The sequence below is a fragment of the Virgibacillus sp. M23 genome (genome assembly GCF_034190895.1).
GTDB lineage: Bacteria > Bacillota > Bacilli > Bacillales > Amphibacillaceae > Virgibacillus > Virgibacillus salarius.
The window spans coordinates 14,180-36,932 of the sequence record NZ_JAWDHA010000012.1 but is presented as its reverse complement, the minus strand read 5'-3'; the positions used below and the strand labels follow the sequence as shown (position 1 = coordinate 36,932).

The window sequence follows — 22,753 nt, the reverse complement described above, 5'->3', positions numbered from 1 at the left end:
TTTTCCATGTTTTTATTTGCATGACTAATGATCCCATATAAGGGAATCCCTAAATTGTAATGAGAACTACATATTCCTAAAATAGGGAGGCAGAAGAACATGAACAAAAAATCAATAACAGATCTTGAGCTAAAAGGAAAAAGAGTATTTTGCCGAGTTGATTTCAACGTTCCAATGAAAGATGGTAAAGTAACTGATGATACTAGAATCAGAGCAGCATTGCCAACTATTGAATATCTTTCTAATCAGGGAGCAATAACAATACTTGCCAGTCATCTAGGACGTCCTAAAGGTGAAGTTGTAGAGGAACTACGCTTAGATCCTGTTGCAGACCGATTAAGTGATTTAATCGGTAAAGAAATTGTGAAGACGGATGCTGTTTACGGAGATGAAGTAAACGAAGCTGTTTCACAAGTTAGCGATGGAGACATTGTTTTAATTGAAAATGTTCGTTTTGAAGCTGGCGAAGAAAAGAATGATGAGAATCTTGTACAAGCATTTGCAAGTATGGCTGACTACTATGTTAATGACGCATTTGGAGCTGCACATCGCGCTCATGCTTCAACAACAGGTATTGCTGAGAAGCTTCCTGCTGCTGCAGGTTTCTTAATGGAAAAAGAAATTGAAGTATTAGGGAAAGCATTGGATAATCCGGAACGACCATTTACGGCAATAATTGGTGGAGCTAAAGTAAAAGATAAAATAAATGTCATTGATAATTTACTTGATAAAGTAGATAATTTAATTATCGGCGGCGGTTTAGCTTATACCTTTATTAAAGCACAAGGGTACGAAATTGGTAACTCTTTGTTAGAGGAAGATAAGATCGAACTCGCTAAGGATTTTATGAAAAAAGCAGAGGATAAAGGTGTTAATTTTGTCCTTCCCGTTGATGTGATTGTAGCAGATGACTTTGCGGAAACGGCTAATACGAAAGAAATAGCAATTGATCAGATTCCTGCTGATTGGGAAGCGTTAGATATTGGACCGGCAACAAGTAAGAAATATGCACAAATCGTTGCTGATTCGAAACTAATCATCTGGAATGGACCAATGGGTGTGTTTGAAATGGAAGCATTTGCCAATGGCACAAAGGCAGTTGCAAATGCATTAGCAACGACAGAAGGATATACTGTAATTGGCGGTGGCGATTCTGCTGCTGCTGTTGAAAAATTTGATCTTAGTGAAAAAATGGATCATGTTTCAACTGGTGGTGGTGCATCCCTTGAATTTATGGAAGGAAAAGTGCTACCTGGTGTCGAAGCATTAAGTGATAAATAATAAAACATAATGAGGTGAGAAGATGCGCAAGAAAGTAATTGCTGGAAACTGGAAGATGAACAAAGTTTCAACAGAAGCGAATCAATTTGTTGATGAAGTCGGAGCAGAAATACCTGAAGATAAGAATGTAGAGGCAATTGTTTGTGCGCCATTCCCATTTTTAGCATCTCTTGTTGATAAAACAAAAGATACAAATCTTAAAGTTGCTGCACAAACGATGCACTATGAAGAAAGTGGAGCTTTTACCGGTGAAGTAAGTCCAGTTATGCTAGAGGATTTAGGTATAACGCATGTTGTACTTGGACATTCGGAGCGACGAGAATATTATAATGAAACGGACGAAACGGTGAATAAAAAAGTTCATGCTGCATTTAATCATCATTTAGTTCCAATTGTTTGTGTTGGTGAAACCCTAGAACAGCGTGAGGCAAATGAAACAATGGATCATGTCGAAAACCAAGTGATTAAAGCTTTAGAAGGTCTATCAGACCAACAAGTGGCTGAAACGATCATAGCTTATGAACCGATTTGGGCAATTGGTACAGGTAAAACAGCTACAAGTGCTGAAGCAAATGAAGTATGTGCATATATTAGACAAGTTATTGCAAAACTTACTTCAAAGGAAACAGCAGACCATGTAGTTATTCAATATGGTGGAAGTGTAAAACCAGCTAATATAGAGGAGTTACTAGCACAATCCGATATTGACGGTGCATTAGTTGGTGGTGCTAGCCTTCAACCAGAATCCTTCTTACAATTAGTGGAGGCAGGTAAAAAATGAAACAGGATAAATTAGCAGCATTAATCATCTTGGATGGCTTCGCTCTTCGTGATGAGGAAAAAGGAAATGCTGTAAAGCAAGCCAATACTCCTAACTTTGATCGTTATTGGAATACCTATGCTCACAATCAATTAACAGCATGTGGTGAGGCAGTTGGTCTACCTGAAGGGCAAATGGGAAACTCCGAGGTCGGGCATTTAAATATTGGAGCTGGGCGCATCGTTTATCAAAGTTTAACTCGTGTGAATTTGTCCATTAAGAATGGCGAGTTCTTTGAAAAAGAGGCCTTTAAAAAATCAATAGAAAATGCGAAGAAAAACAAAAAAGCATTGCATGTTTTTGGATTGCTTTCCGATGGAGGCGTGCATAGTCATATCAATCATTTATTTGCTTTATTAAAACTAGCAAAAGATAATGAGTTGAAAGAAGTGTACATCCATGCATTTCTTGATGGACGAGATGTTGGTCCGCAAACAGCGAAAGAATATATTAAACAAACGCAGGATAAGATCAAGGAATACGGTGTTGGTCAATTTGCAACCATTTCAGGCCGCTATTATTCCATGGATCGTGACAAACGTTGGGATCGTGTGAAAAAAGCGTATGATGCAATGGTATATGGAGAAGGACCAGCATATCAAGACCCAATAGAGGTTGTTGACGATTCATATGCAAATGAAATTTACGATGAGTTTGTTATACCATCTGTCATCACAGATGAAAACGGTGAAGCAGTTGGGAAAATTAAAGATGGAGATTCTATAATCTTTTATAACTTCCGTCCAGATCGCGCTATTCAGATTTCACGTACCTTTGCAAATGAAGATTTTCGTGATTTTGATCGTGGTGAGCACGTGCCAAAAAATTTGGACTTTGTAATGTTAACGAATTTTAGTGAAACAGTCGATGGCTATGTTGCTTACGAACCTGTTAACCTAGATAATACAGTTGGCGAAGTATTATCTCAGCATAATTTGAAGCAATTACGTATTGCTGAGACAGAAAAATATCCACATGTCACTTTCTTTATGAGTGGTGGTCGTGAGAAAGAATTTGATGGTGAAAAACGTGTATTGATTGATTCGCCAAAGGTTGCAACATATGATTTAAAACCAGAAATGAGTGCTTATGGAGTGACGGACGCGTTGCTCAAAGAACTTGATGCTGGTGAACACAATGCAATTATCTTGAACTTTGCTAACCCGGACATGGTTGGACATTCTGGTAAATTACAGCCGACTATTAAAGCAATTGAAGTAGTTGATGAATGTCTAGGGAAAATTGTTGATAAAATTAAAGAGCTTGGCGGGAATGCCATTATTACTGCTGATCACGGTAATTCTGATGAGGTAGTTACGCTTGAAGGTAAGCCAATGACTGCTCATACGACAAATCCTGTTCCGGTAATTGTGACAGAAGAAAATATAACATTACGAGATGGTGGGATTTTAGCTGATCTATCACCAACCTTATTGGATTTACTAGGTATTGAAAAACCAGAAGAAATGACTGGCGAATCATTAATTAAATAAAAGGAAATTAAAGGAGAGAAAAATTATGCCATACATTACTGATGTATATGCACGTGAAGTATTAGACTCACGCGGTAACCCGACAGTTGAAGTGGAAGTATTTACAGAATCAGGTGCCTTCGGTTCTGCACTTGTGCCAAGCGGTGCATCTACCGGTGAATACGAGGCTGTGGAATTACGTGATGGTGATAAAGATCGTTATCTTGGAAAAGGTGTTCTAAAAGCAGTTCAAAACGTAAATGAAATAATTGCACCTGAATTACTTGGGATTGATGTTACTCGTCAGAATATCATCGATGCGTTAATGATCGAATTAGATGGAACTGAAAATAAAGGCAAACTTGGTGCTAACGCAATTCTTGGTGTATCCATGGCTGTAGCACATGCTGCTGCTAGTTATCTTGAAGTACCGTTATATAACTACCTCGGTGGATTTAATGCAAAAACCCTACCAACACCAATGATGAATATTCTTAATGGTGGTGAGCATGCCGATAATAACGTAGATATTCAAGAGTTTATGGTTATGCCAGTTGGAGCAGAAACGTTCCAAGAAGCACTACGTACGGGTGCTGAAATTTTCCATTCATTGAAAAATGTATTAAAATCAAAGGGGTATAACACAGCTGTTGGTGACGAAGGCGGATTTGCACCAAACCTTGCTTCTAATGAAGAAGCTTTACAAACAATTGTGGAAGCAATTGAAGCTGCTGGTTACAAGCCAGGAGAAGAAGTGAAGCTTGCAATGGATGTTGCTGCTTCAGAAATATATGAAGATGGTAAATATAATCTAAAAGGTGAAGGTGTTGTTCGTACTTCTGAAGAGATGGTTGATTGGTATGAAGACATGATCAACAAATACCCAATTATCTCCATTGAAGATGGACTAGATGAAAATGATTGGGATGGATTTAAAGTATTAACAGATCGTCTTGGTGGACGAGTACAGCTTGTCGGAGATGATTTATTTGTAACAAATACTAATAAGCTTTCCAAAGGTATTGAACAAGGTATTGGAAACTCTATCTTAGTAAAAGTTAATCAAATCGGTACATTAACAGAGACGTTCGAAGCAATCGAAATGGCAAAACGCGCTGGCTATACAGCGGTTATCTCACACCGTTCAGGAGAAACAGAAGATGCAACGATCGCTGACATTGCTGTAGCGACTAATGCAGGTCAGATCAAAACAGGTGCACCTTCTCGAACAGATCGTGTAGCTAAATACAATCAACTGCTTCGCATTGAAGATGAGCTAGCAGGCATGGGTGAATATGCTGGTAAGACAGCGTTCTATAACCTAAATAAATAGGGAAGAAAACCTCTTAAGGTATGGTGGTTATACTTTAAGAGGTTTTTTATAGGTTTATCCCACACATATAACTGGCAGTAATAATCCACTTTAAGCAATAAAGTAAAACCACTATGGGGAAGTGGAGGATCGATTGCCGGTAAATGTCCGGTCGGTTCAAAGGATTTTAGGTCTGTGGTGCTAACAATCAATGTGGGATAAATAAAACCCCCACTGATTAAAGTGTCACTTTATGCAGAAGTTGCTTCTATGTTCATAGAAGTTTCTATATTTTTTGAGTTTCTTAAACTTGATTAAATGGACGAATTATGTCATAGTTACTATGGAATTAATAATAGAATACTAAAGTTGTAGGGGGACCAGTGTTGCTGGTTGAGATTGTATCCGTAAGGTACTGACTCTTAGAACCTGATCTGGTTTAAACCAGCGTAGGGAACATGTTTGATACATCAAATATTAAGTTGTATATGCCCTAATGGTGATTAACCATCTAGGGCATTTTTTATAGTCTAAGAAATTATAAAATTTGCGTGTTGAGCTGCGTCCAGCTCCAGCGCCCAGAAACTAGGCTACTTCATCATGAATCGCCCTAATCTAAATCATCATCGGCTCGCAAGCTCACCGTGAGTCCTTTATCTCCGTTGAATCGTCGCTGCGTTGCTAATCGGGTGTTTGCGCTTTTATTCTTAGCGAAGGAATTACAGTCAAACAAGATGATACATACGCTGTTCCTTACAATGAGAAAGGTATTCAAGAGGAGGAAAACATTGAAGAAGCTTTTACTGCTTAGTTTAGGGATTACACTGCTTATATTAACGGCATGTGGTACAGAAGAGAAAGAACAAAGTCAGCAGAACAATGACTCAACAGAAAAGAAAAAGATCTCTGTTGTACTTGATTGGACACCAAATACGAATCATACAGGATTATATGTTGCAAAAGAGAAGGGATATTTTGAAGAGCAAGGCCTTGATGTGGACATAATTATGCCTGGTGAAGCGGGAGCAGATCAGTTAATTGCATCTGGTAAAGCAGATTTTGGTGTGAGTTATCAGGAGGGGATTACTGAAGCTCGTGTACAAGATATACCGATTGTTTCCATTGCTGCTGTTATACAGCATAATACCTCAGGTTTTGCCTCACCCAAGAATAAACAGATTACTACACCTAAAGATTTTGAAGATAAAACATATGGTGGCTGGGGAGCTCCGGTAGAAAAAGCGGTTCTAACCTCACTCATGCAGCAGGAAAATGCTAATGTAGAATCAGTTGATATTATCAACATGGGCGATACGGACTTTTTTACTGCGGTGAAAAGAGATATTGATTTTGCGTGGATTTATTATGGTTGGACTGGTGTAGAGGCAGAGCTCCGTGATGAAGAAATTAATATGGTGTATTTAACCGATTATTCGTCAAATTTAGATTATTACACGCCGGTTTTAGCTACCAATGAAAAAATGATCAAAGATGATCCAGAAACAGTTAAGCAATTCTTAGCTGCAGTATCTAAAGGTTATAATCTAGCAATTGAGCAACCAGAGGAAGCCGCTGATATCTTAATTAACGCTGTTCCTGATTTGGATGCAGAATTAGTAAAAGCAAGTCAAGCTTGGTTAGCGTCAAAGTATCAAGATGATGCGGACCAGTGGGGGAAACAAAAGCAAGAGGTATGGGAGAATTACGCCAATTGGATGTATGAGAATGAGCTGTTAGATAAACCGTTAGATAGTGAAAAAGCATTTACAAATGAGTTTTTACCAGAAACAAAGGAGGAATAAATGATGGCAGATGCACTAGTTAGTATTCAAATTATCCCGAAAACGAAAAATGGTGAAGATGTTATTCCGTATGTGGATGAAGCGATTAAGATTATCGATCATTCCGGAGTTAAGTATCAGGTAAGTCCACTAGAAACTACAATGCAAGGTGATCTTGCAGAACTATTTGGAATTATTGAGAAGATGAATAAAAGGATGACTGAAATTGGTTGTGAAAATGTTATTTCACAGGTGAAGGTTCTTTATCAACCTTCTGGAGCTTCCATGGAACAATTAACGGAGAAGTATCGCTAATGAGAAGATTGCGAGAAAAGGGATGGCGACCAGCTCTGGTCCTCATCCTTTTCCTTATCAGTTGGGAAATAGCTTGTCGTATTTTTTCGATCCCAGCTTGGCTACTACCTGCTCCAAGTGTAATATGGCAAGAAGCTGTCAATGGCTGGCCAAATTATGCTAGTCATCTACAATCGACTATCCAACTATCGATTATCGGATTTATGATAGGCAGCAGTGTAGGTACGCTCGTTGCTGTTTGTCTTCATCTCATTCCGACAGTTAGGGAAGCCTTTTATCCATTATTAATAATATCACAGAATATACCTATTATTATTTTAGCTCCCTTATTAGTAATTTGGTTTGGTTTTGGAATATTGCCGAAATTAATTGTTATTACACTTGTTTGTTTTTTTCCAATAACTATAGCAGCTTTAGATGGATTTAGACAAACAAGTGGAGAACTGAAACACTATATGCAAATGACAGGTGCCAGTAAAGGGCAAATCTTTCGTAAGCTAGAGTGGCCATATGGATTACCTTCTTTGTTTAGTGGTTTAAAGATATCGGCGACATATAGCGTAATGGGAGCGGTGATATCTGAATGGCTTGGTGCAAGTGAAGGAATTGGAGTATATATGACTTTGGCATCTTCGTCTTTCCGAACAGATCGTGTCTTTGTTGCTATCTTATTTATAGTGCTGTTAAGTTTATTGTTTTTTGGTTGTATTTCATTAATTGAAAAAAGAGTAATTAAATGGAAACCGGAAGAAGGGAAGATCAGTGAGTAACTTAGAACTTGTAAATCTAACAAAAAAATATGGGGAAACTACTATTCTTAATCGTATTTCATTAACGGTGCGAAACGGAGAGTTTGTTTCGATTGTTGGACCATCAGGAAGTGGGAAGAGCACGTTATTTCGACTGATTGGAGGGATTACCTCACCTAATTCCGGTACGATTAAATTAAATGGAAAAGAGATTATCGGCAAACGGGGATTCATCAGCTATATGCCTCAATCAGATTCCTTACTTCCTTGGCGTTCGATTTTACAAAATGTTGTCTTAGCGGCAGAAATTGCAGGTAGAAAAGATGAATTAGAAGCAAAACGAATGCTAGAACGAGCTGGCTTAAAAGGATATGAAAATGCATATCCCCATGAATTATCTGGAGGAATGAAGCAGCGCGCTTCTTTTGTACGCAGTATTTTAAGTCCCCAGCCTGTTATTTGTTTAGATGAACCATTTTCCGCATTGGATGAATTTACCCGTTTGGACATGCAAAAGTGGTTATTAGCAATGTGGAATGAGCATCAACGATCAATCCTTTTCGTAACGCATAATATAGAAGAAGCATTATTTCTATCTGATCGTGTGATCGTGTTGTCAGCTCGTCCGGCTTCGATAAAAAAAGAATTCACAATTCCTTTTTCAAGACCAAGAGAGGAAGCGTTAGTTTTATCAGAAGCATTTCTAGAGTATAAGAAAAGGATATATCAGGAATTGAGGGCTACAAATGGATAGCTTCATTATTGATGCACACATTCACTTAGATATGTATACACAGGAGGAACAAACAGAAATTATTAAATCTTTGAAACGGCATCATGTTAGCTCACTAATTTCTGTTTCGAATAACCTAGCATCGTCAATTTCCAATTTAAGGTTAGCGGAGAGATGTTCCGCAGTTAAACCTGCTTTCGGATTTCATCCGGAACAAGAAATACCTAACGATAATGATATAGCTGATTTAATACAATTTATTGACTCGAATCTAGACAGAGCAATTGCGGTAGGTGAAGTAGGTCTACCTTATTACAAGCGACAAGAAAATTCAAATTTAATGGTAAAGCCATATATTGAATTACTAGAATTATTTATACGAAAAGCTAAAGAATGGAATAAGCCAATTGTACTTCATGCAGTTTATGATGATGCTACCATTGCCTGTGATTTATTAGAAAAGTATTCCATCACCAATGCACAGTTTCATTGGTTTAAGGGTGACAAACCTACAATGGAACGAATGAGCCAGAATGGATATTTTATATCCATCACACCAGATGTCATGTACGAACGAGAAATTAACCAGCTAGTTAATAAATACCCAATAACTCATATGATGGTGGAAACGGATGGGCCTTGGCAGTTTGCTGGTCCGTTTATCAACCAACTGACCCATCCAAAAATGATCCATAAGTCGATTAAACAAATAGCGACAATTAAAAAAATGCCTCTTCCTGATGTACAGGAACAACTTTATGTTAATACATCCCAGTTCTTTCATCTTAAGAATGACAAGTGAACATAGGACGAGTATGAATGGGAATATCATGTTAACAAGACATATGTTTATGGAGGGTTTTTATGTCTCAAAAAGTGTTGTTATTTGGTGATGTAGGTATTGATGATACAATCGCGCTTATCTATGCTTATTTGAACGATGATGTAGAAGTCATCGGCATTGTGGCGGATTATGGAAACGTATCAAGAGAAAATGCAATTGCGAATATCTTATATATCCGCAGTCTTTTTCCAACAAAAGAGGTAGAGGATATTAAAGTAATTGCTGGTGCACATATTCCAATGACTGGAGAACCCCCAGTATATGTTCCGGAAATACATGGGGAATATGGATTGGGACCAATTATTCCCCCTAAAAATATGCAGAATGGTATTAGCGAAAATTTCTGTGAAATTATTGATTTAATTGAAACGTATAAAGATGAATTAGTGATTGTTAATATTGGAAGATTGACTTCTTTAGCTAGCTTATTCATCTTATATAAATCATTAATGACTACCATAAAGGAATATTACATTATGGGTGGCGCTTTCTGGGTACCAGGTAATATTACAGCTGTCTCTGAAGCTAATTTTCATGGTGACCCAGTGGCTGCTCAAGTAGTACTTGCTCACGCAAACAATGTAACCATTATTCCTCTTAATGTCACTAAATATGCGATAGCAACACCTCAAATGGTTGAGTATATTGATCGAATGGGTTCCGTTAGTATTGTGAAAGTATTACTGGATTATTATTATGATTTTTATAAAAAACGCAACCCATCGATTCAAGGTAGCCCATTACATGATGTATTGACACTTATGGCCGTTGTAAAGCCTGATATGATGACATATCAATATCTTCCTGTTCATATCATTCAAGCGCAGACAGGAATAGTGAGGGGACAAAGTATTGCTGATATTCGTCCATATGTTAATTTAGAAGATATGCAAGATGGTGAAGAGGTAGGTGGGAGAGTCCATCGTATTGCCTTTAATCTCGATTATCAAAAATTCTATATTGATTTCATGTCCATTATGACTGGTGAAAGATTCAGCTAGAAGAAAATATTCCCTATAATAGTAATAGTATGTTATAATATAAGTAAGCGTTTGCAAATAGGTTTATCAAGCAGTTCAATCTAAACTTGAAACAGGGGAGTCATGACGAAGTAGTCATTTATACTATCTTATAAACAAAGAAGATGACCTCAGGGAGAAATCACCTTCTTTATTTGTATAGCTATTCTGTTTTCTCTTTAATAAATTCTACAACTTCTTCAGCAGTACCCATTGAAAGGATTTTATCTTTATAAGCTACCATTTTTTCTTTAGATAGCTTACGAAGTTGTGTACGAGCCGGTAAGATCGACGTTGCACTCATACTGAATTCATCTAAACCAAGACCAAGTAGAATTGGAATAGCAATGGAGTCACCTGCCATCTCACCGCACATTCCAACCCATTTATCCTCACTATGTGCTGCTTCAATAACAGTATGGATTAGGTTCAGAATTGCAGGGTTATATGGTTGATATAGGTAGGAAACCTGCTCATTCATTCGGTCAGCAGCCATCGTATATTGGATTAAATCGTTTGTTCCAATACTGAAGAAGTCAACTTCCTTTGCAAATTGCTTAGCGATTACAGCTGTGGATGGAATCTCCACCATGATACCAACCTCAATGTCGTTGGAAACTTCGAAACCTTCTTTTAGTAAGGATTCTTTTTCGTCCATTAAAATAGCCTTAGCCTTGCGGAATTCTTCCAATGTTGCGATCATCGGGAACATGATTTTTAAGTTACCGTAAACGCTTGCTCGTAAAAGTGCACGTAATTGTGGACGAAAGACATTCTCATTTTCTAAGCAGAAGCGAATAGCTCGGAAGCCAAGGAATGGATTTAGTTCCTTAGGAAGGTCTAAATAGTTTAATTCCTTATCTCCACCAATATCCAATGTACGAACAACGACAGGCTTTCCTTCCATTTGCTCTAGTACTGATTTGTAAGCAGTGAACTGCTCTTCTTCTGTTGGGAGCTGACTTTTACCCATATATAAAAATTCTGTACGATATAGTCCAATGCCTTCACCGCCATTAGCTAGCACACCTTCAACATCATCTGGAGTACCAATGTTGGCAGCTAGTTCCACTTGTTCTCCATCTTCCGAAAATGTAGGCTCGTCTTTTAGCTTAGCCCATTCTTGCTTCATCTCGGCAAACGCTTCTTGTTTCTTTCGATATTCTGCTATTTCTTCTTCAGACGGATTGATAATAACTATTCCTGCATTTCCGTCAACAATGATCGTATCATCTTTTTTAACAGATGCTGTTATTTCTTTCGTACCAACAACCGCAGGAATTTCTAATGACCTAGCCATAATCGCTGAATGGGAGGTGCGGCCACCGATATCAGTAGCAAAGCCCTTAACAAAATCACGATTTAATTGTGCAGTATCCGAAGGGGTTAAATCGTTCGCAATGACAATTACCTCTTCGTTAATTAAAGCAGGATCAGGGAAGGTAACCCCTAATAAATGAGCCATAACTCGCTTTGTTACATCATGAATATCTGCAGCGCGTTCACGCATATAGGCATTATCCATATTCTTAAACATATCGATAAACATATTGGCTGTTTCTTCAAGAGCAGTTTCGGCAATGACATTTTCAGCTTTTATTTTATCCTTAATAGGGTTTATTAGTTCAGGGTCACTAAGTACTAATAAATGGGCTGAAAAAATTTCGGCATGTTCATCACCGATATTTTCTTTAGTATGTGCCTTGATTTTCTCAAGTTCTTGCTTAGAAATTTCAAGCGCTTTATCTAATCGCTCTATTTCGACATCTGGATTGTCGATAGATACTTTTTCAAATGACAAATCTGGAGATGCAAGCTGGTATACTTTTGCGATTGCAATTCCAGATGAAGCGGCAATTCCTTGAACATTTGACATATTTGTTACCCAACCTTTCTACAATTCAATCAACCTCTATTTTACCCCCTTGGATTAGTAGGTACAAGCAATCAGCGACAATTTATTTAAAGTTTGTCGAAAAAGACGGAAAAAAGTTAGAAATTATTTAAAAAGTACGAGTGAATTCGGGGTTTCACTCTATATACTGGAAATATTTGCTTGTAACCAGCTATTTATTGCAGTATACACCTCTTCTTTATTTGCTTCATTCAACAGTTCATGTCTACCATTTGTAAAGACCATTGTAGTTATGCTTTCAAGACCGGCTTTTTCAAAAAGTCGTGCTGTCTTCCAGATCCCCTTTTCATAGTTACCGACCGGATCACAGTCACCACTTAGGATGAGAAGTGGAAAATTATGACGAATATGCTTATTATTGCTTGTCTTTTGCATAGTAAGTAAACCTTCCATTAAGTCAAAAAAGAAACGACCAGTAGGGATAAAGCCTGTAAATGGATCTTTTACGTATTTTTGAACCGTTACATGATCACTACTTAACCATTCATAGCCAGTGGAAGCATCTGCGATTTTTTTATTATATGTACCAAATACAAGCTTGTTCATCCACGGTGCTTCTTTCTTTGGTGAAAAGAAGCTAGCCAGTTGCTTACCGGCTATTGTTTTTAAACGAGGAAAATGACCCGTTCCAGATAGAATAGCGCCATCCACTAAGCTACTATTTTGCTGAATAAAAATGCGAATAAGAAAAGAGCCCATACTATGACCAATTAAAAATAGAGGTAACGTAGGGTGGCTTGCTTTAATTTGTTTAGATAGCTGGACGAGATCATCAGCAGTCCTAAAAAATCCATGACTATCAGCGAAATATCCTAATTTCCCCTGTCTCTCACCAGTTCTACCATGCCCTCGATGATCATTTCCATAAACAATAAAACCTTGTGAAGTTAAGTATGAAGCAAAATTCTCATATCGTTCGATATGTTCCATCATACCATGTGCAATTTGTATGACTGCTTTAGCTTGTTTTTTGGGTTCCCACTTTTGAACAAAGATATCAACATTATCTGGTGATGTGTACCAAAAGGTATTTTTAAGATTCATTTTACTCCTCCTCCGTTTGTATTCCCACTTCTGCACAAATAGTCTTATTAGTGGAATGATGATGTTATGCATAAGTATTATTCCTTATTTTCTGATAAAAAGAAAGGGATTCGACAATTTTTATAGAATCATTTAATGACAAAGATTAAAAAATAGGAGTGATACAATCATGAAAAACAAATGGATAACACTTTCAATTACAGGGGCCTTAATACTTGGAACAACAGCCATTGGGACACCAATAGTAAATGCAGTGGGAGAAGGTCCAAATTATAACGGGAAGGAAACCATTACGAATTCGATTCTTCATTCGCATCAAGAACTAGTAGATTTCTTGCATAAGCAAGAAGCAAAGCAAGAAGCAATGGAATTAGAAGTAATTGGTCAATCGGTAAAGGGCAGAGATCTACACTTAGTAAAATATATCAAGAATCCAGAAAATCCTACTATTTTGTTCCTCACTCAGCAGCATGGCAATGAAGCATTAACTACTGAGGGAGCATTACAGTTTATTAAACAACTTGGAACCGGAAAAATGAAAGGTATTCTCAAGGACGTAAACGTCCTTATCATTCCTAGACTAAATGTAGATGGTGCGATGGGAGATGTAAACTTTCCTTTAGATGATTATATTGCTAGTGGAGACCATCATTTAACGAGATATAACGCAAATGAAGTGGATCTAAATAGAGATCATGTTGAAAGATTACAACCAGAAACAAAAGCATTACATGACAATGTACTTGGTCCCTACGATGTTGATTATATGATTGATTTACACCATCAAGCAACCCAAAGTGAGGTAGATGGTAAACTAGTTTCGGGCTCTATATTGTATCCAACTACAGACAATGCTAATGAGACGGTAGTTAAAAAGTCGAAACAATTAGGTGCAGTTGTATATGATGCTATTGACTCTAAAGGATGGGGACATATCGGTAAATATCAGGGAGGTTCGGCGGAGACGATTAGTCGAAATGGAATTGCAGTAGAATATGGTATTTCGACATTACTATTTGAAATGCGTGGAATGGCAGATCATGAATGGGAATCGTATGTACTTGGTCAAAAAAGTAATGGATATTTAATTAAGCAAACAGTCATTACACTGGAGGAAACAGTTAGGGCAATTGCTGATAGATCGATTGAGTCAAAAGATACCTCTTTTTGGGATTCTTTACCTTATCAGACAAGGAGAACAACAGAATAAACTGATTTAATGTGTATTTCTATTCCGTATCAAAGGTTTGGTAGGATATGTCAGTCGCAAGGTTTTCCATTTCTCCGTACTGTGGTTTTAAATAAAAATATATCGATTATTCTCAAAGCCTTTCCACAGAGAAAACAACTGGAAAATAAGGGACGCCGGGGGATAGAGAAGACGTGACAAGATCTATTTAAAGCATTAGTAATTCTGCCGGCGTAATTCGTACTATACTCTTCATGGTCAATTGTCTAACGTAATCGAAAAAGCTTGCTATGACAAAGTAAGTTATGCTAAAGTTATAAGTAGGTTCAAGTATGCTAGGTACGGCATATGTGGTAACGGATGAAATTCAGATTTTTTGTTTGGTTATATGTTACAGGGGGTATCATACAAATATGCTAGGAATCGTAAATGTATTATTAGTGATTGATGGAATTATTATGATTGTACTTGTATTATTGCAGTCTGGGAAAAGTGAAGGCTTATCTGGCGCGATTTCCGGTGGTGCTGAACAATTATTTGGGAAACAGAAAGCACGAGGCATTGATCTTGTTTTACACCGAGGAACGATCGTAACAGCCGTAATATTTTTTGTACTAGCTTTTCTGAGCGCATATGTTTTACAATAGATACGAACCCTTATCACTAATAGTGGTAAGGGTTTTTACTTTAAGGTAAAAAGGGTAAAGTAGATAAAGAAAGAAAGCAGAAGGAGTTGCAGTAAGAATGAAAGTTAAACAACCACAACCTTTTACGTTTGAAGCTGGACCGCGTGCGGTATTATTACTACATGGCTTTACTGGGCATTCTGCAGATGTCCGAATGCTAGGAAGGTATTTAGAAAAACGAGGATATACAAGTCATGCTCCTATTTATCGTGGACACGGACTACCACCAGAAGAATTAGTAAAGGCAACACCAGATGAATGGTGGGAAGATGTAAAAGAAGCCTATCAACATTTAAAGGAACTTGGATACAATGAAATAGCAGTAGCTGGCTTATCCTTAGGAGGAGTATTAGGCTTGAAAATTGCCTATACCGAAAAAACAAAAGCAGTCATAACGATGTGTTCTCCTATGTTTTTTGATAATGAAACACAGCTAACCAAAGGATTTACAGCATTTGCTAAAGAGTACAAACAATTAGAAAGAAAAGATAAAGATGTTATCGAAAAAGAAGTTGAGGAACTGTTGAAGAATTCAACCGATGTATTTACTCACCTAGGAAAATTTATTAATGAGGTCAAAAATGAAGTGGATACAATCTACACACCTACGATGGTAGTTCAGGCGAGAAAAGATAACATGATAAATACGGATAGTGCAAATTATATTTATGATAATGTCGAATCTGATCAAAAAGCAATTCATTGGTATGAGGACTCTGGACATGTAATCACAATGGATAAAGAGAAAGAACAAGTATTTGAAGATATTTATCAATTCCTTGAAACATTAAACTGGGAAGAATGATTATATTCAACAAAGAACGTTAACAATAATAGAAAGAAGGTGAAGAAAGTGAAGGAAAAAATACAAAATTATTTTAAAGAAAATGGAACAAAACCATTAGCAGTAGACGAATTAGAAGAAGTGTTAGAAATTGAGGATGCAATAGAATTCAAAGAACTGGTCAAAGCACTTAATCAATTAGAAGAAGAAGGTGAACTGGTTCGAACTCGAAAAAATCGATTTGGTCTTCCAGAAAAAATGAATCTGATACGGGGCAGAATTCAAATGCATGCGAAAGGATTTGCATTCTTAATTCCAGATGATGAGAAGCAAGATGATGTTTATGTCCACCACTCTGATCTGGCATCTGCAATGAATAACGATAAAGTACTGGTACGTATTGAAAAAAGGGATAAAGATGGAAATCGTCCTGAAGGTACAGTGATCCGCATATTAGAACGAGCAACTTTGCAGGTAGTGGGCACATTTGAGGATAATCGTTCATTTGGGTTTGTGATAGCGGATGATAAGCGGATTCCTAATGATATCTTCATCCCAAAAAATATGACGAATGGAGCTGTAAGTGGGCATAAAGTAATTGCCCATATTACAAAATATCCAGAGGGAAAGAAAAGTGCTGAGGGAGAAATTATTCATATACTTGGTCATAAAAATGATCCAGGTATTGATATTATATCAATTATCCATAAGCACGGTATTAAGATGGACTTCCCTAATAAAGTGCTTGATCAAGCCGCTGCTACACCAGAAACAATCTCAGCAGATGAAATAAAGGAAAGAAGAGATCTACGTAATGAAACAATTGTTACTATTGATGGTGCAGATGCAAAGGATTTAGATGATGCCGTTTCTGTAAAAAAATTAGACAATGGTAATTATAAGCTAGGTGTCTATATTGCAGATGTTAGTTATTATGTGGAAGAAGGAAGTCCGATTGATCAAGAAGCGCTAGAAAGAGGAACAAGTGTCTATCTAGTGGATCGGGTTATTCCAATGATACCTCATCGTTTATCCAATGGTATTTGTTCCTTAAATCCTCAAGTCGATCGATTAACCTTAGGTTGTGAAATGGAAATTGATACTAGTGGAAACATTGTTGACCATGAGATTTTCCAAAGTGTCATCCGTACGAATGAGCGAATGACTTATTCCGATGTAAATAAAATTCTTGTAGATAAAGATGAGGCATTACGTGAACGTTATAGGGAATTAGTACCTGTTTTTGAAAATATGGAGCAATTAGCTTCCGTACTGCGTCATAAACGGATGGATCGAGGAGCCATTGACTTTGATTTTAAGGAAGCAAAGGTTTTAGTGGATGAAAATGGTAAGCCAGAAGATGTGGTACTACGTGAGCGTTCTGTTGCTGAACGGTTAATTGAAGAATTTATGTTAGCCGCTAATGAAACAGTAGCAGAGCATTTCCATTGGTTAGATGTTCCATTTATCCATCGAATCCACGAAGACCCTGACCCAGGTAAGCTACAGACATTCTTTGAATTTTTAGCAGGGCTAGGTTATGTCGTAAAAGGGACGAACAACGAAGTTCATCCACAGGCATTACAAAAGGTACTGGAAGAAGTGCAGGGTAAACCAGAAGAAATGATTGTATCCAAGCTGATGCTACGGTCCATGCAGCAGGCAAAATATGATCCACAAAGCATTGGTCATTTTGGGCTGGCAACAGAGTTTTATACGCATTTCACTTCACCGATTCGCAGATATCCAGACTTGACAGTGCATCGATTAATCCGTACGTATCTTATTCAGAAAAAAATGGATCAGAAAACGATGCAGAAATGGAAAGATGCAATGCCAGAAATTTCTAGACAAACCTCAGAAGCAGAAAGAAGAGCTGTGGATGCAGAACGAGAAACAGATGATTTGAAAAAAGCAGAATTTATGAAAGATAAAATTGGTGAATCGTATACTGGTGTAATCAGCTCTATTACCAATTTTGGCTTGTTTGTTGAACTAGAAAATACAATTGAAGGATTAATTCATGTAAGCTACTTAACGGATGATTATTATCATTACGACCAACGAAGTCAGGCGATGATCGGTGAACGTACAGCAAATATGTACCGAATTGGTGATGAAGTAAAGGTGAAAGTAGCTGGTGTTAATTTAGATGAACGTACCGTTGATTTCGAAATGGTTTATTCGAAAAAGCCAAAGAAGCAAAAACGGATAAAAGCTAAAAGAGTTAAAAAGAAGTAAGAACGAACCGCTGCATCTATTCATTGATCAGCGGTTTCAAGATTTGCTGCATAGTGTTACCGTTATATAAGTTAATAAAGTGTTTGTCATATTCCTCTATTTTAATTTGGTAGAAGCCACTATTTAGATGCTTAATACTAACGATAAAACTATGTAACGCTTACTAAGAGGAAGTTTTTTTGTTTGTCGTTCTTATTTGAACTTGTAGAACCACTTGGTGCCATTATTACACAATGTTTTTCAACCAATTGATTTTCTCCATGGTTGCCGGAATGAAGGTATTTATCTTGCTAGATGAATTATTACCAGCAGCCAAGTAATATGATGAAGCACATCTATTGCGATAGATGAAGTAATGAGCGATATGACTGTCCTGACTATTAGCTTATTAGTAATGATTTGATTCATTTTTTTATTGGAATACTTCCAAATATTTGATAGAATAAGGTTCATGTAAGCAGTAGGAGGAAGTTCTTATGCCTAAAGGACAAGGAAATACAATTGCACAAAATAAACGAGCATCCCATGAATATTTTATTGAGGATACCTTTGAAGCGGGAATCGTCCTTCAAGGTACAGAAATAAAATCAATTCGAGCAGGAAGAGTAAATATTAAAGATTCACATGCTAGGATCGATCGAGGAGAAGTTAAACTAATTAACCTTCACATTGCGGAATATGAACAGGGAAATCGATTTAATCATGATCCAACTCGAACACGTAAGCTTTTGCTCCATCGTAAAGAAATTGATAAGTTAATTGGCTTAACGCAACAGCAAGGTTATGCGCTGGTTCCATTAAAAATTTATATCAAAAATGGATATGCTAAAGTATTATTAGGATTAGGAAAAGGGAAAAAGAAATATGATAAACGGGAAGATCTTAAGCGTAAACAAATGAAGCGAGATGTAGATCGTGCTATCAAAGAGCATATGCGATAAAAGCAAGGCAGATCTCATGAAAAATTTGACTTTTATACTAAAAATGTTATAATGAAGCATGTAATTAGGAAAGCAAAATAAAATTATATATGCTCATTCTTCCTAGCGTTACTCCTATTTTATGGGGACGTTACGGATTCGACAGGGGTAGATTGAGTTCAGGTTGCGCGTCGAGGTTACGGCTCGTAAAACGTTATCGCCTAAATATAACTGGCAAAGAAAACAATCAACCTGCTTTAGCAGCTGCGTAAGCACTGCTAAGCGATCCTTCCTGCTATTGCCCGTGTAGCAGATTGAAGGGTCTCAAATCGAGCGGGCTATACAATGATCCACCGTCTGAGGATGATTGTTGAAACCAATCAGACTAGCTTCTCTAAAGCCTGTCGATAGGCTGAAGAGTAAGCGAATGATAATATATCGACTATGCGTGTAGAAGCCTGAGTGGCGATATCTCTGGACGTGGGTTCGATTCCCACCGTCTCCACCAAATACATAATTGGTGGTTTTTTAGTTTAAGCGGTAACATATTTACCTGAATTAATATATTTTTGCTAATTAAAGTCGTCTTTCATTTGAGGATGGCTTTTTTGTTTATGAAATTACAAAAGTTACTCATGTGGGTAATTATGGGTGCGTTGAGCAGCGCCCAGAAACTAGGCGACTTCATGAATCACCCTACGATAAGTCATCATAGGCTTGCAAGCTTACCGTGATTCCTTTATTTCCGTTGACTTACTACAGTCGCTACGTTTCTAATCGGACGTTTGTGCTTTTGTTCTTATACTTGGATATAAATGACTAAAAGATTAGGAAACAGAGAAATTGGAACTAATATATATTGAAGTTATTACGCAGGTTACGGAGAGAATTTCAGTAAGGGAGATGGAGAAATCTATAATGTTGTTATCTTTTTTTAGGAACAGTACACTCTTTTCATGGTACGAATTCAGAGAATATCTGAAAAAAAATGATAACATTAATCATGAGTTAACCTTAGACATTCGTTAATTATGATTGTCTTTTTATTTAGGAGATGGATATAGTAAACCTAGCTGGTCAGATAAGATTGGTTACCTTAAAAGGGAAATAATTTTCCTACTTGTATTAATGGTTATTAATACAAGTTTAAAAGTAGTATAGAATATGTTTATCATGATACTGTAAGTAGTAAGTATATGAAGAAATAAGAAATTTACTATTAAGCAGGGTTGTAATTGAATATAGAGAAGAATAATTCCCTGTTGATTTGTTTAAATATTTTTTAAATATTTGTTTATCATTTTAGCAATATGTGGTAATATGTAGAATGTTTTAATCTATAAAAAATTTATGGAAAGGTTGTAGAAAATGTTTAAAGTAAAGTTTATCTTTATTACTCTAATTTCTATATTTTTGCTTATAACTGGATGTAGTAATGAAAAAGTAGAAAGTAAAAACAAAGAAAATGAAGCAAATGAGGAACAGTCTGAATCTAATAATAATGACGTTGATGAAGAAAATAAATTGTATCATGAATTTGGTGAAACATTCGAACTCATTGGATATTATTCTGATGTACCAGCCGAAATTACTGTAAATGAAGTTTGGTTTGAAAAGGGAGAAGAACATAAAGAATTTATAGAGTCGGAAATCTCTTCTCCTAGTGAAGATGTTGGTGTTACATTTGTTGATTATACTGTGAAAAATGTCGGCGATTCTTCAATGACTTTAGGTGATGTAATTCCAACGTATCGTTATCCAACAGGTGGACCAGAGCTTAATTTAACATATCCAAAAAATGATACATTTAAAGATTACACAGAAACTTTCCAATACGAATTAGCTCCTGGTGAAACAATGGAACTAAAAGGGGCTGTGGCTGTTGAGGAAAAGTATTCCTTTGAAGGAACATTAATGTGGAATCCTACACAAGAAAAACCAGAAGTTGTTTTCCAAATACCACAAGATAACCGTAGAGATAAAATTGGTACATATGATATTGGTGAAGATATGTACATAGATGATCGTGGGAAGAATAGGTTTTATAGAGTACGAATTAATGAAATTGAAATTATAGAAGAAGATGATAGCATCCAAAAGTCAATGGATGATTCATCGTTTTTAGTCATGGACATGGAGTTTGAGAACCAATTAAAAGAAGAAAGATCACTTTATAGTACTTTTCCAAATGTTATGTTAGATGGAAAAGAAACTATTCATAGTCCGCATCTGAAGATAGATGGTAATGCTGTTGATGATTTATATGAAGGAGAAGAAGGAAAAATCGCTCCGGGAGAAACTATAAAAGGAAAGGTGTTCATGGAGGTACAAAATAGCAACATAGAAGATATTAAATTAATGTATTTAAGTGATGCACTTTTAACATATCCTGACTTTTCACTGAAAATTAATTATGATGTATCAAAATAGTATTTTATTTTCTATTTACAAGTTAATGATTATAGATACGTTAATGAAATAGTATTTGTTCTATACCCAGAATTAAAATGAGGTGTATTGAATGAACGAGTTTCTGTACTTATAATCCTGATAATAAAAATAACCTTTTGTAATTCGAGTCACTTAAAAAGTATTAGTTTTCAAGAATATTGATTGTACTCATAAAAAAATAGCTATTTTGGATTTCAAATTACCCGAAATAGCTATTTTTTTTGATATAAGTTAGAAATTTATATTGTTTTTTTTGATTTGTCAAATAAAGTATGTAAGTACAAACAGACTCCATGTATTTTAAAAGCCCTTTCTTTTAGATTTTCGTGGAGGAGAAGTTGGTTCATAACGATGGACCAGTTTTGGATATAACCGCCTTTCCAATTTGTTTCGAGTTCTTTTACGCGTAAATATAACACTTTTAACAGAGTGTTCTCGTTGGGGAATGCTCCTTTTTTGGTTACTTTCCTGAAGCTTGAGTGTATAATCTCTACGGCATTTGTCGTGTACATCTTTCCGAATAGCGTTAACGTAGTCAAAGAGTTGCTCGACATGACTAAAATTCCTTATCCATACATCAATGGCTCCTGGATAGGCAGCTCACTGTTGTTAAAAGGATTCAAAGGCGCTCGCACAAGCCTTAAGGGTTGGTGCACCATAGACTTTTCTTAAAGCTTTTGTGAAAGCTTTATAATCCTTGCTTGGAACGATTTGATGGAATTGCGAATCAAATGAACGATGCATCGTTGAACGATAACGTCAGGTAAAATTGCTCGTGATCCTTCTTCCAAATCACTCACACCATCCATGGAAATAAAGAGTATGTCTTCGACACCCCTTGCTTTGATTTCATCGAAGATTTGCATCGACTTGTGTTTGCTTTCCGTCTCATTTAGCCATAGACCCGAGTATTTCTTTTCTGCCTTCCATGGTGTACCCTAAAATCGTATAGACGGTATATTTCTTTGTTTCACAGCATCAACATCGTTCCAAATGCGGAGATCTTGTATATTTTGGATTTAAGTCTCATTGCTTTCACTCCTTAGAAATCCCTCACGTTCTATTATTAGTTTTTTTAACTTTTCCGGATCCTCTAGAGTAGCTTGATTACTTAAATACTTCGCTGCTTCCTTATTTTTTTCTTGTCAGCATTTATTTACTTCATTTTTTCAATTTCTACTTTTTTGGATGGTCAGC

General features: G+C 36.6%; 18 protein-coding genes, 1 other RNA gene, 1 pseudogene and 1 riboswitch. Of the genes and pseudogenes, 17 read left to right on the top strand and 3 right to left on the bottom strand.

What is annotated here, in order from left to right; translation table 11 throughout:
* Window positions 1-99: 99 nt before the first annotated feature.
* The 10 genes from RVS70_RS07090 (at window position 100) to RVS70_RS07045 (ending at window position 10,308) form a co-directional block, all read left to right on the top strand.
* Window positions 100-1,281, top strand: a complete 1,182-nt coding sequence (locus RVS70_RS07090) for a phosphoglycerate kinase (protein WP_121605644.1) — start codon at window positions 100-102, stop codon at window positions 1,279-1,281.
* Window positions 1,282-1,303: 22 nt separating this feature from the next.
* Window positions 1,304-2,062, top strand: coding sequence for a triose-phosphate isomerase (gene tpiA, locus RVS70_RS07085; protein WP_121605643.1), 759 nt, complete (start codon window positions 1,304-1,306; stop codon window positions 2,060-2,062).
* Entirely contained in the window at window positions 2,059-3,594 is a 1,536-nt protein-coding gene (gpmI, locus tag RVS70_RS07080) for a 2,3-bisphosphoglycerate-independent phosphoglycerate mutase (RefSeq protein ID WP_026681631.1), read from the top strand. Before tpiA ends, gpmI begins: the two co-directional genes overlap by 4 nt.
* 25 nt (window positions 3,595-3,619) lie before the next feature.
* A complete protein-coding gene (eno, locus tag RVS70_RS07075; protein WP_026681630.1) occupies window positions 3,620-4,906 on the top strand; it encodes a phosphopyruvate hydratase in 1,287 nt (428 codons plus the stop codon).
* A gap of 342 nt (window positions 4,907-5,248) precedes the next feature.
* A riboswitch (TPP riboswitch) is annotated at window positions 5,249-5,358 on the top strand.
* Between the two features lie 315 nt (window positions 5,359-5,673).
* Window positions 5,674-6,687, top strand: coding sequence for an ABC transporter substrate-binding protein (locus RVS70_RS07070; RefSeq protein WP_026681629.1), 1,014 nt, complete (start codon window positions 5,674-5,676; stop codon window positions 6,685-6,687).
* Between the two features lie 3 nt (window positions 6,688-6,690).
* Complete coding sequence (locus RVS70_RS07065; protein WP_026681628.1) at window positions 6,691-6,981, top strand: MTH1187 family thiamine-binding protein; 291 nt, start codon at window positions 6,691-6,693, stop codon at window positions 6,979-6,981.
* Window positions 6,981-7,751 carry an ABC transporter permease gene (locus RVS70_RS07060; protein WP_026681627.1) on the top strand — a complete coding sequence of 257 codons (771 nt, stop codon included), beginning with the start codon at window positions 6,981-6,983 and terminating at the stop codon, window positions 7,749-7,751. Before RVS70_RS07065 ends, RVS70_RS07060 begins: the two co-directional genes overlap by 1 nt.
* The gene (locus tag RVS70_RS07055; protein WP_026681626.1) at window positions 7,744-8,484 is read left to right on the top strand and encodes an ABC transporter ATP-binding protein; all 741 of its coding nucleotides are present in this window, start codon (window positions 7,744-7,746) and stop codon (window positions 8,482-8,484) included. The genes RVS70_RS07060 and RVS70_RS07055 overlap by 8 nt, the downstream gene beginning before the upstream one ends.
* Entirely contained in the window at window positions 8,477-9,265 is a 789-nt protein-coding gene (locus RVS70_RS07050) for a TatD family hydrolase (protein ID WP_026681625.1), read from the top strand. Before RVS70_RS07055 ends, RVS70_RS07050 begins: the two co-directional genes overlap by 8 nt.
* 62 nt (window positions 9,266-9,327) lie before the next feature.
* Window positions 9,328-10,308 (top strand): nucleoside hydrolase, encoded by a 981-nt coding sequence (locus RVS70_RS07045; protein WP_026681624.1) that lies wholly within the window; start codon window positions 9,328-9,330, stop codon window positions 10,306-10,308.
* Between the two features lie 181 nt (window positions 10,309-10,489).
* On the opposite strand, the gene ptsP is transcribed toward RVS70_RS07045, so the two are convergent.
* The gene (gene ptsP, locus RVS70_RS07040) at window positions 10,490-12,202 is read right to left on the bottom strand and encodes a phosphoenolpyruvate--protein phosphotransferase (RefSeq protein ID WP_121605642.1); all 1,713 of its coding nucleotides are present in this window, start codon (window positions 12,200-12,202) and stop codon (window positions 10,490-10,492) included.
* 159 nt (window positions 12,203-12,361) lie between these two features.
* Window positions 12,362-13,285, bottom strand: coding sequence for an alpha/beta fold hydrolase (locus RVS70_RS07035; RefSeq protein ID WP_026681622.1), 924 nt, complete (start codon window positions 13,283-13,285; stop codon window positions 12,362-12,364).
* Between the two features lie 169 nt (window positions 13,286-13,454).
* On the opposite strand from RVS70_RS07035, the gene RVS70_RS07030 reads away from it, so the two are divergent.
* The 7 genes from RVS70_RS07030 (at window position 13,455) to RVS70_RS07000 (ending at window position 21,535) form a co-directional block, all read left to right on the top strand.
* The gene (locus RVS70_RS07030; protein ID WP_121605641.1) at window positions 13,455-14,495 is read left to right on the top strand and encodes a M14 family zinc carboxypeptidase; all 1,041 of its coding nucleotides are present in this window, start codon (window positions 13,455-13,457) and stop codon (window positions 14,493-14,495) included.
* A 392-nt stretch (window positions 14,496-14,887) separates the two neighbouring features.
* Window positions 14,888-15,121 (top strand): preprotein translocase subunit SecG, encoded by a 234-nt coding sequence (gene secG, locus RVS70_RS07025; protein ID WP_021289023.1) that lies wholly within the window; start codon window positions 14,888-14,890, stop codon window positions 15,119-15,121.
* Window positions 15,122-15,218: 97 nt separating this feature from the next.
* Entirely contained in the window at window positions 15,219-15,965 is a 747-nt protein-coding gene (locus tag RVS70_RS07020; protein ID WP_121605640.1) for an alpha/beta hydrolase, read from the top strand.
* A 48-nt stretch (window positions 15,966-16,013) separates the two neighbouring features.
* The gene (gene rnr, locus RVS70_RS07015) at window positions 16,014-18,185 is read left to right on the top strand and encodes a ribonuclease R (RefSeq protein ID WP_080668692.1); all 2,172 of its coding nucleotides are present in this window, start codon (window positions 16,014-16,016) and stop codon (window positions 18,183-18,185) included.
* Window positions 18,186-18,661: 476 nt separating this feature from the next.
* Window positions 18,662-19,126 carry an SsrA-binding protein SmpB gene (smpB, locus tag RVS70_RS07010; RefSeq protein ID WP_121605639.1) on the top strand — a complete coding sequence of 155 codons (465 nt, stop codon included), beginning with the start codon at window positions 18,662-18,664 and terminating at the stop codon, window positions 19,124-19,126.
* Window positions 19,127-19,249: 123 nt separating this feature from the next.
* Window positions 19,250-19,613: a transfer-messenger RNA gene (gene ssrA / locus RVS70_RS07005) on the top strand.
* A gap of 860 nt (window positions 19,614-20,473) precedes the next feature.
* A complete protein-coding gene (locus tag RVS70_RS07000; RefSeq protein WP_321132774.1) occupies window positions 20,474-21,535 on the top strand; it encodes a DUF5067 domain-containing protein in 1,062 nt (353 codons plus the stop codon).
* 260 nt (window positions 21,536-21,795) lie between these two features.
* Here the strand turns inward: RVS70_RS07000 and RVS70_RS06995 are convergent.
* Window positions 21,796-22,528 (bottom strand): annotated as a pseudogene (locus RVS70_RS06995) (transposase); the annotation flags it as partial.
* Between the last annotated feature and the right edge of the window lie 225 nt (window positions 22,529-22,753).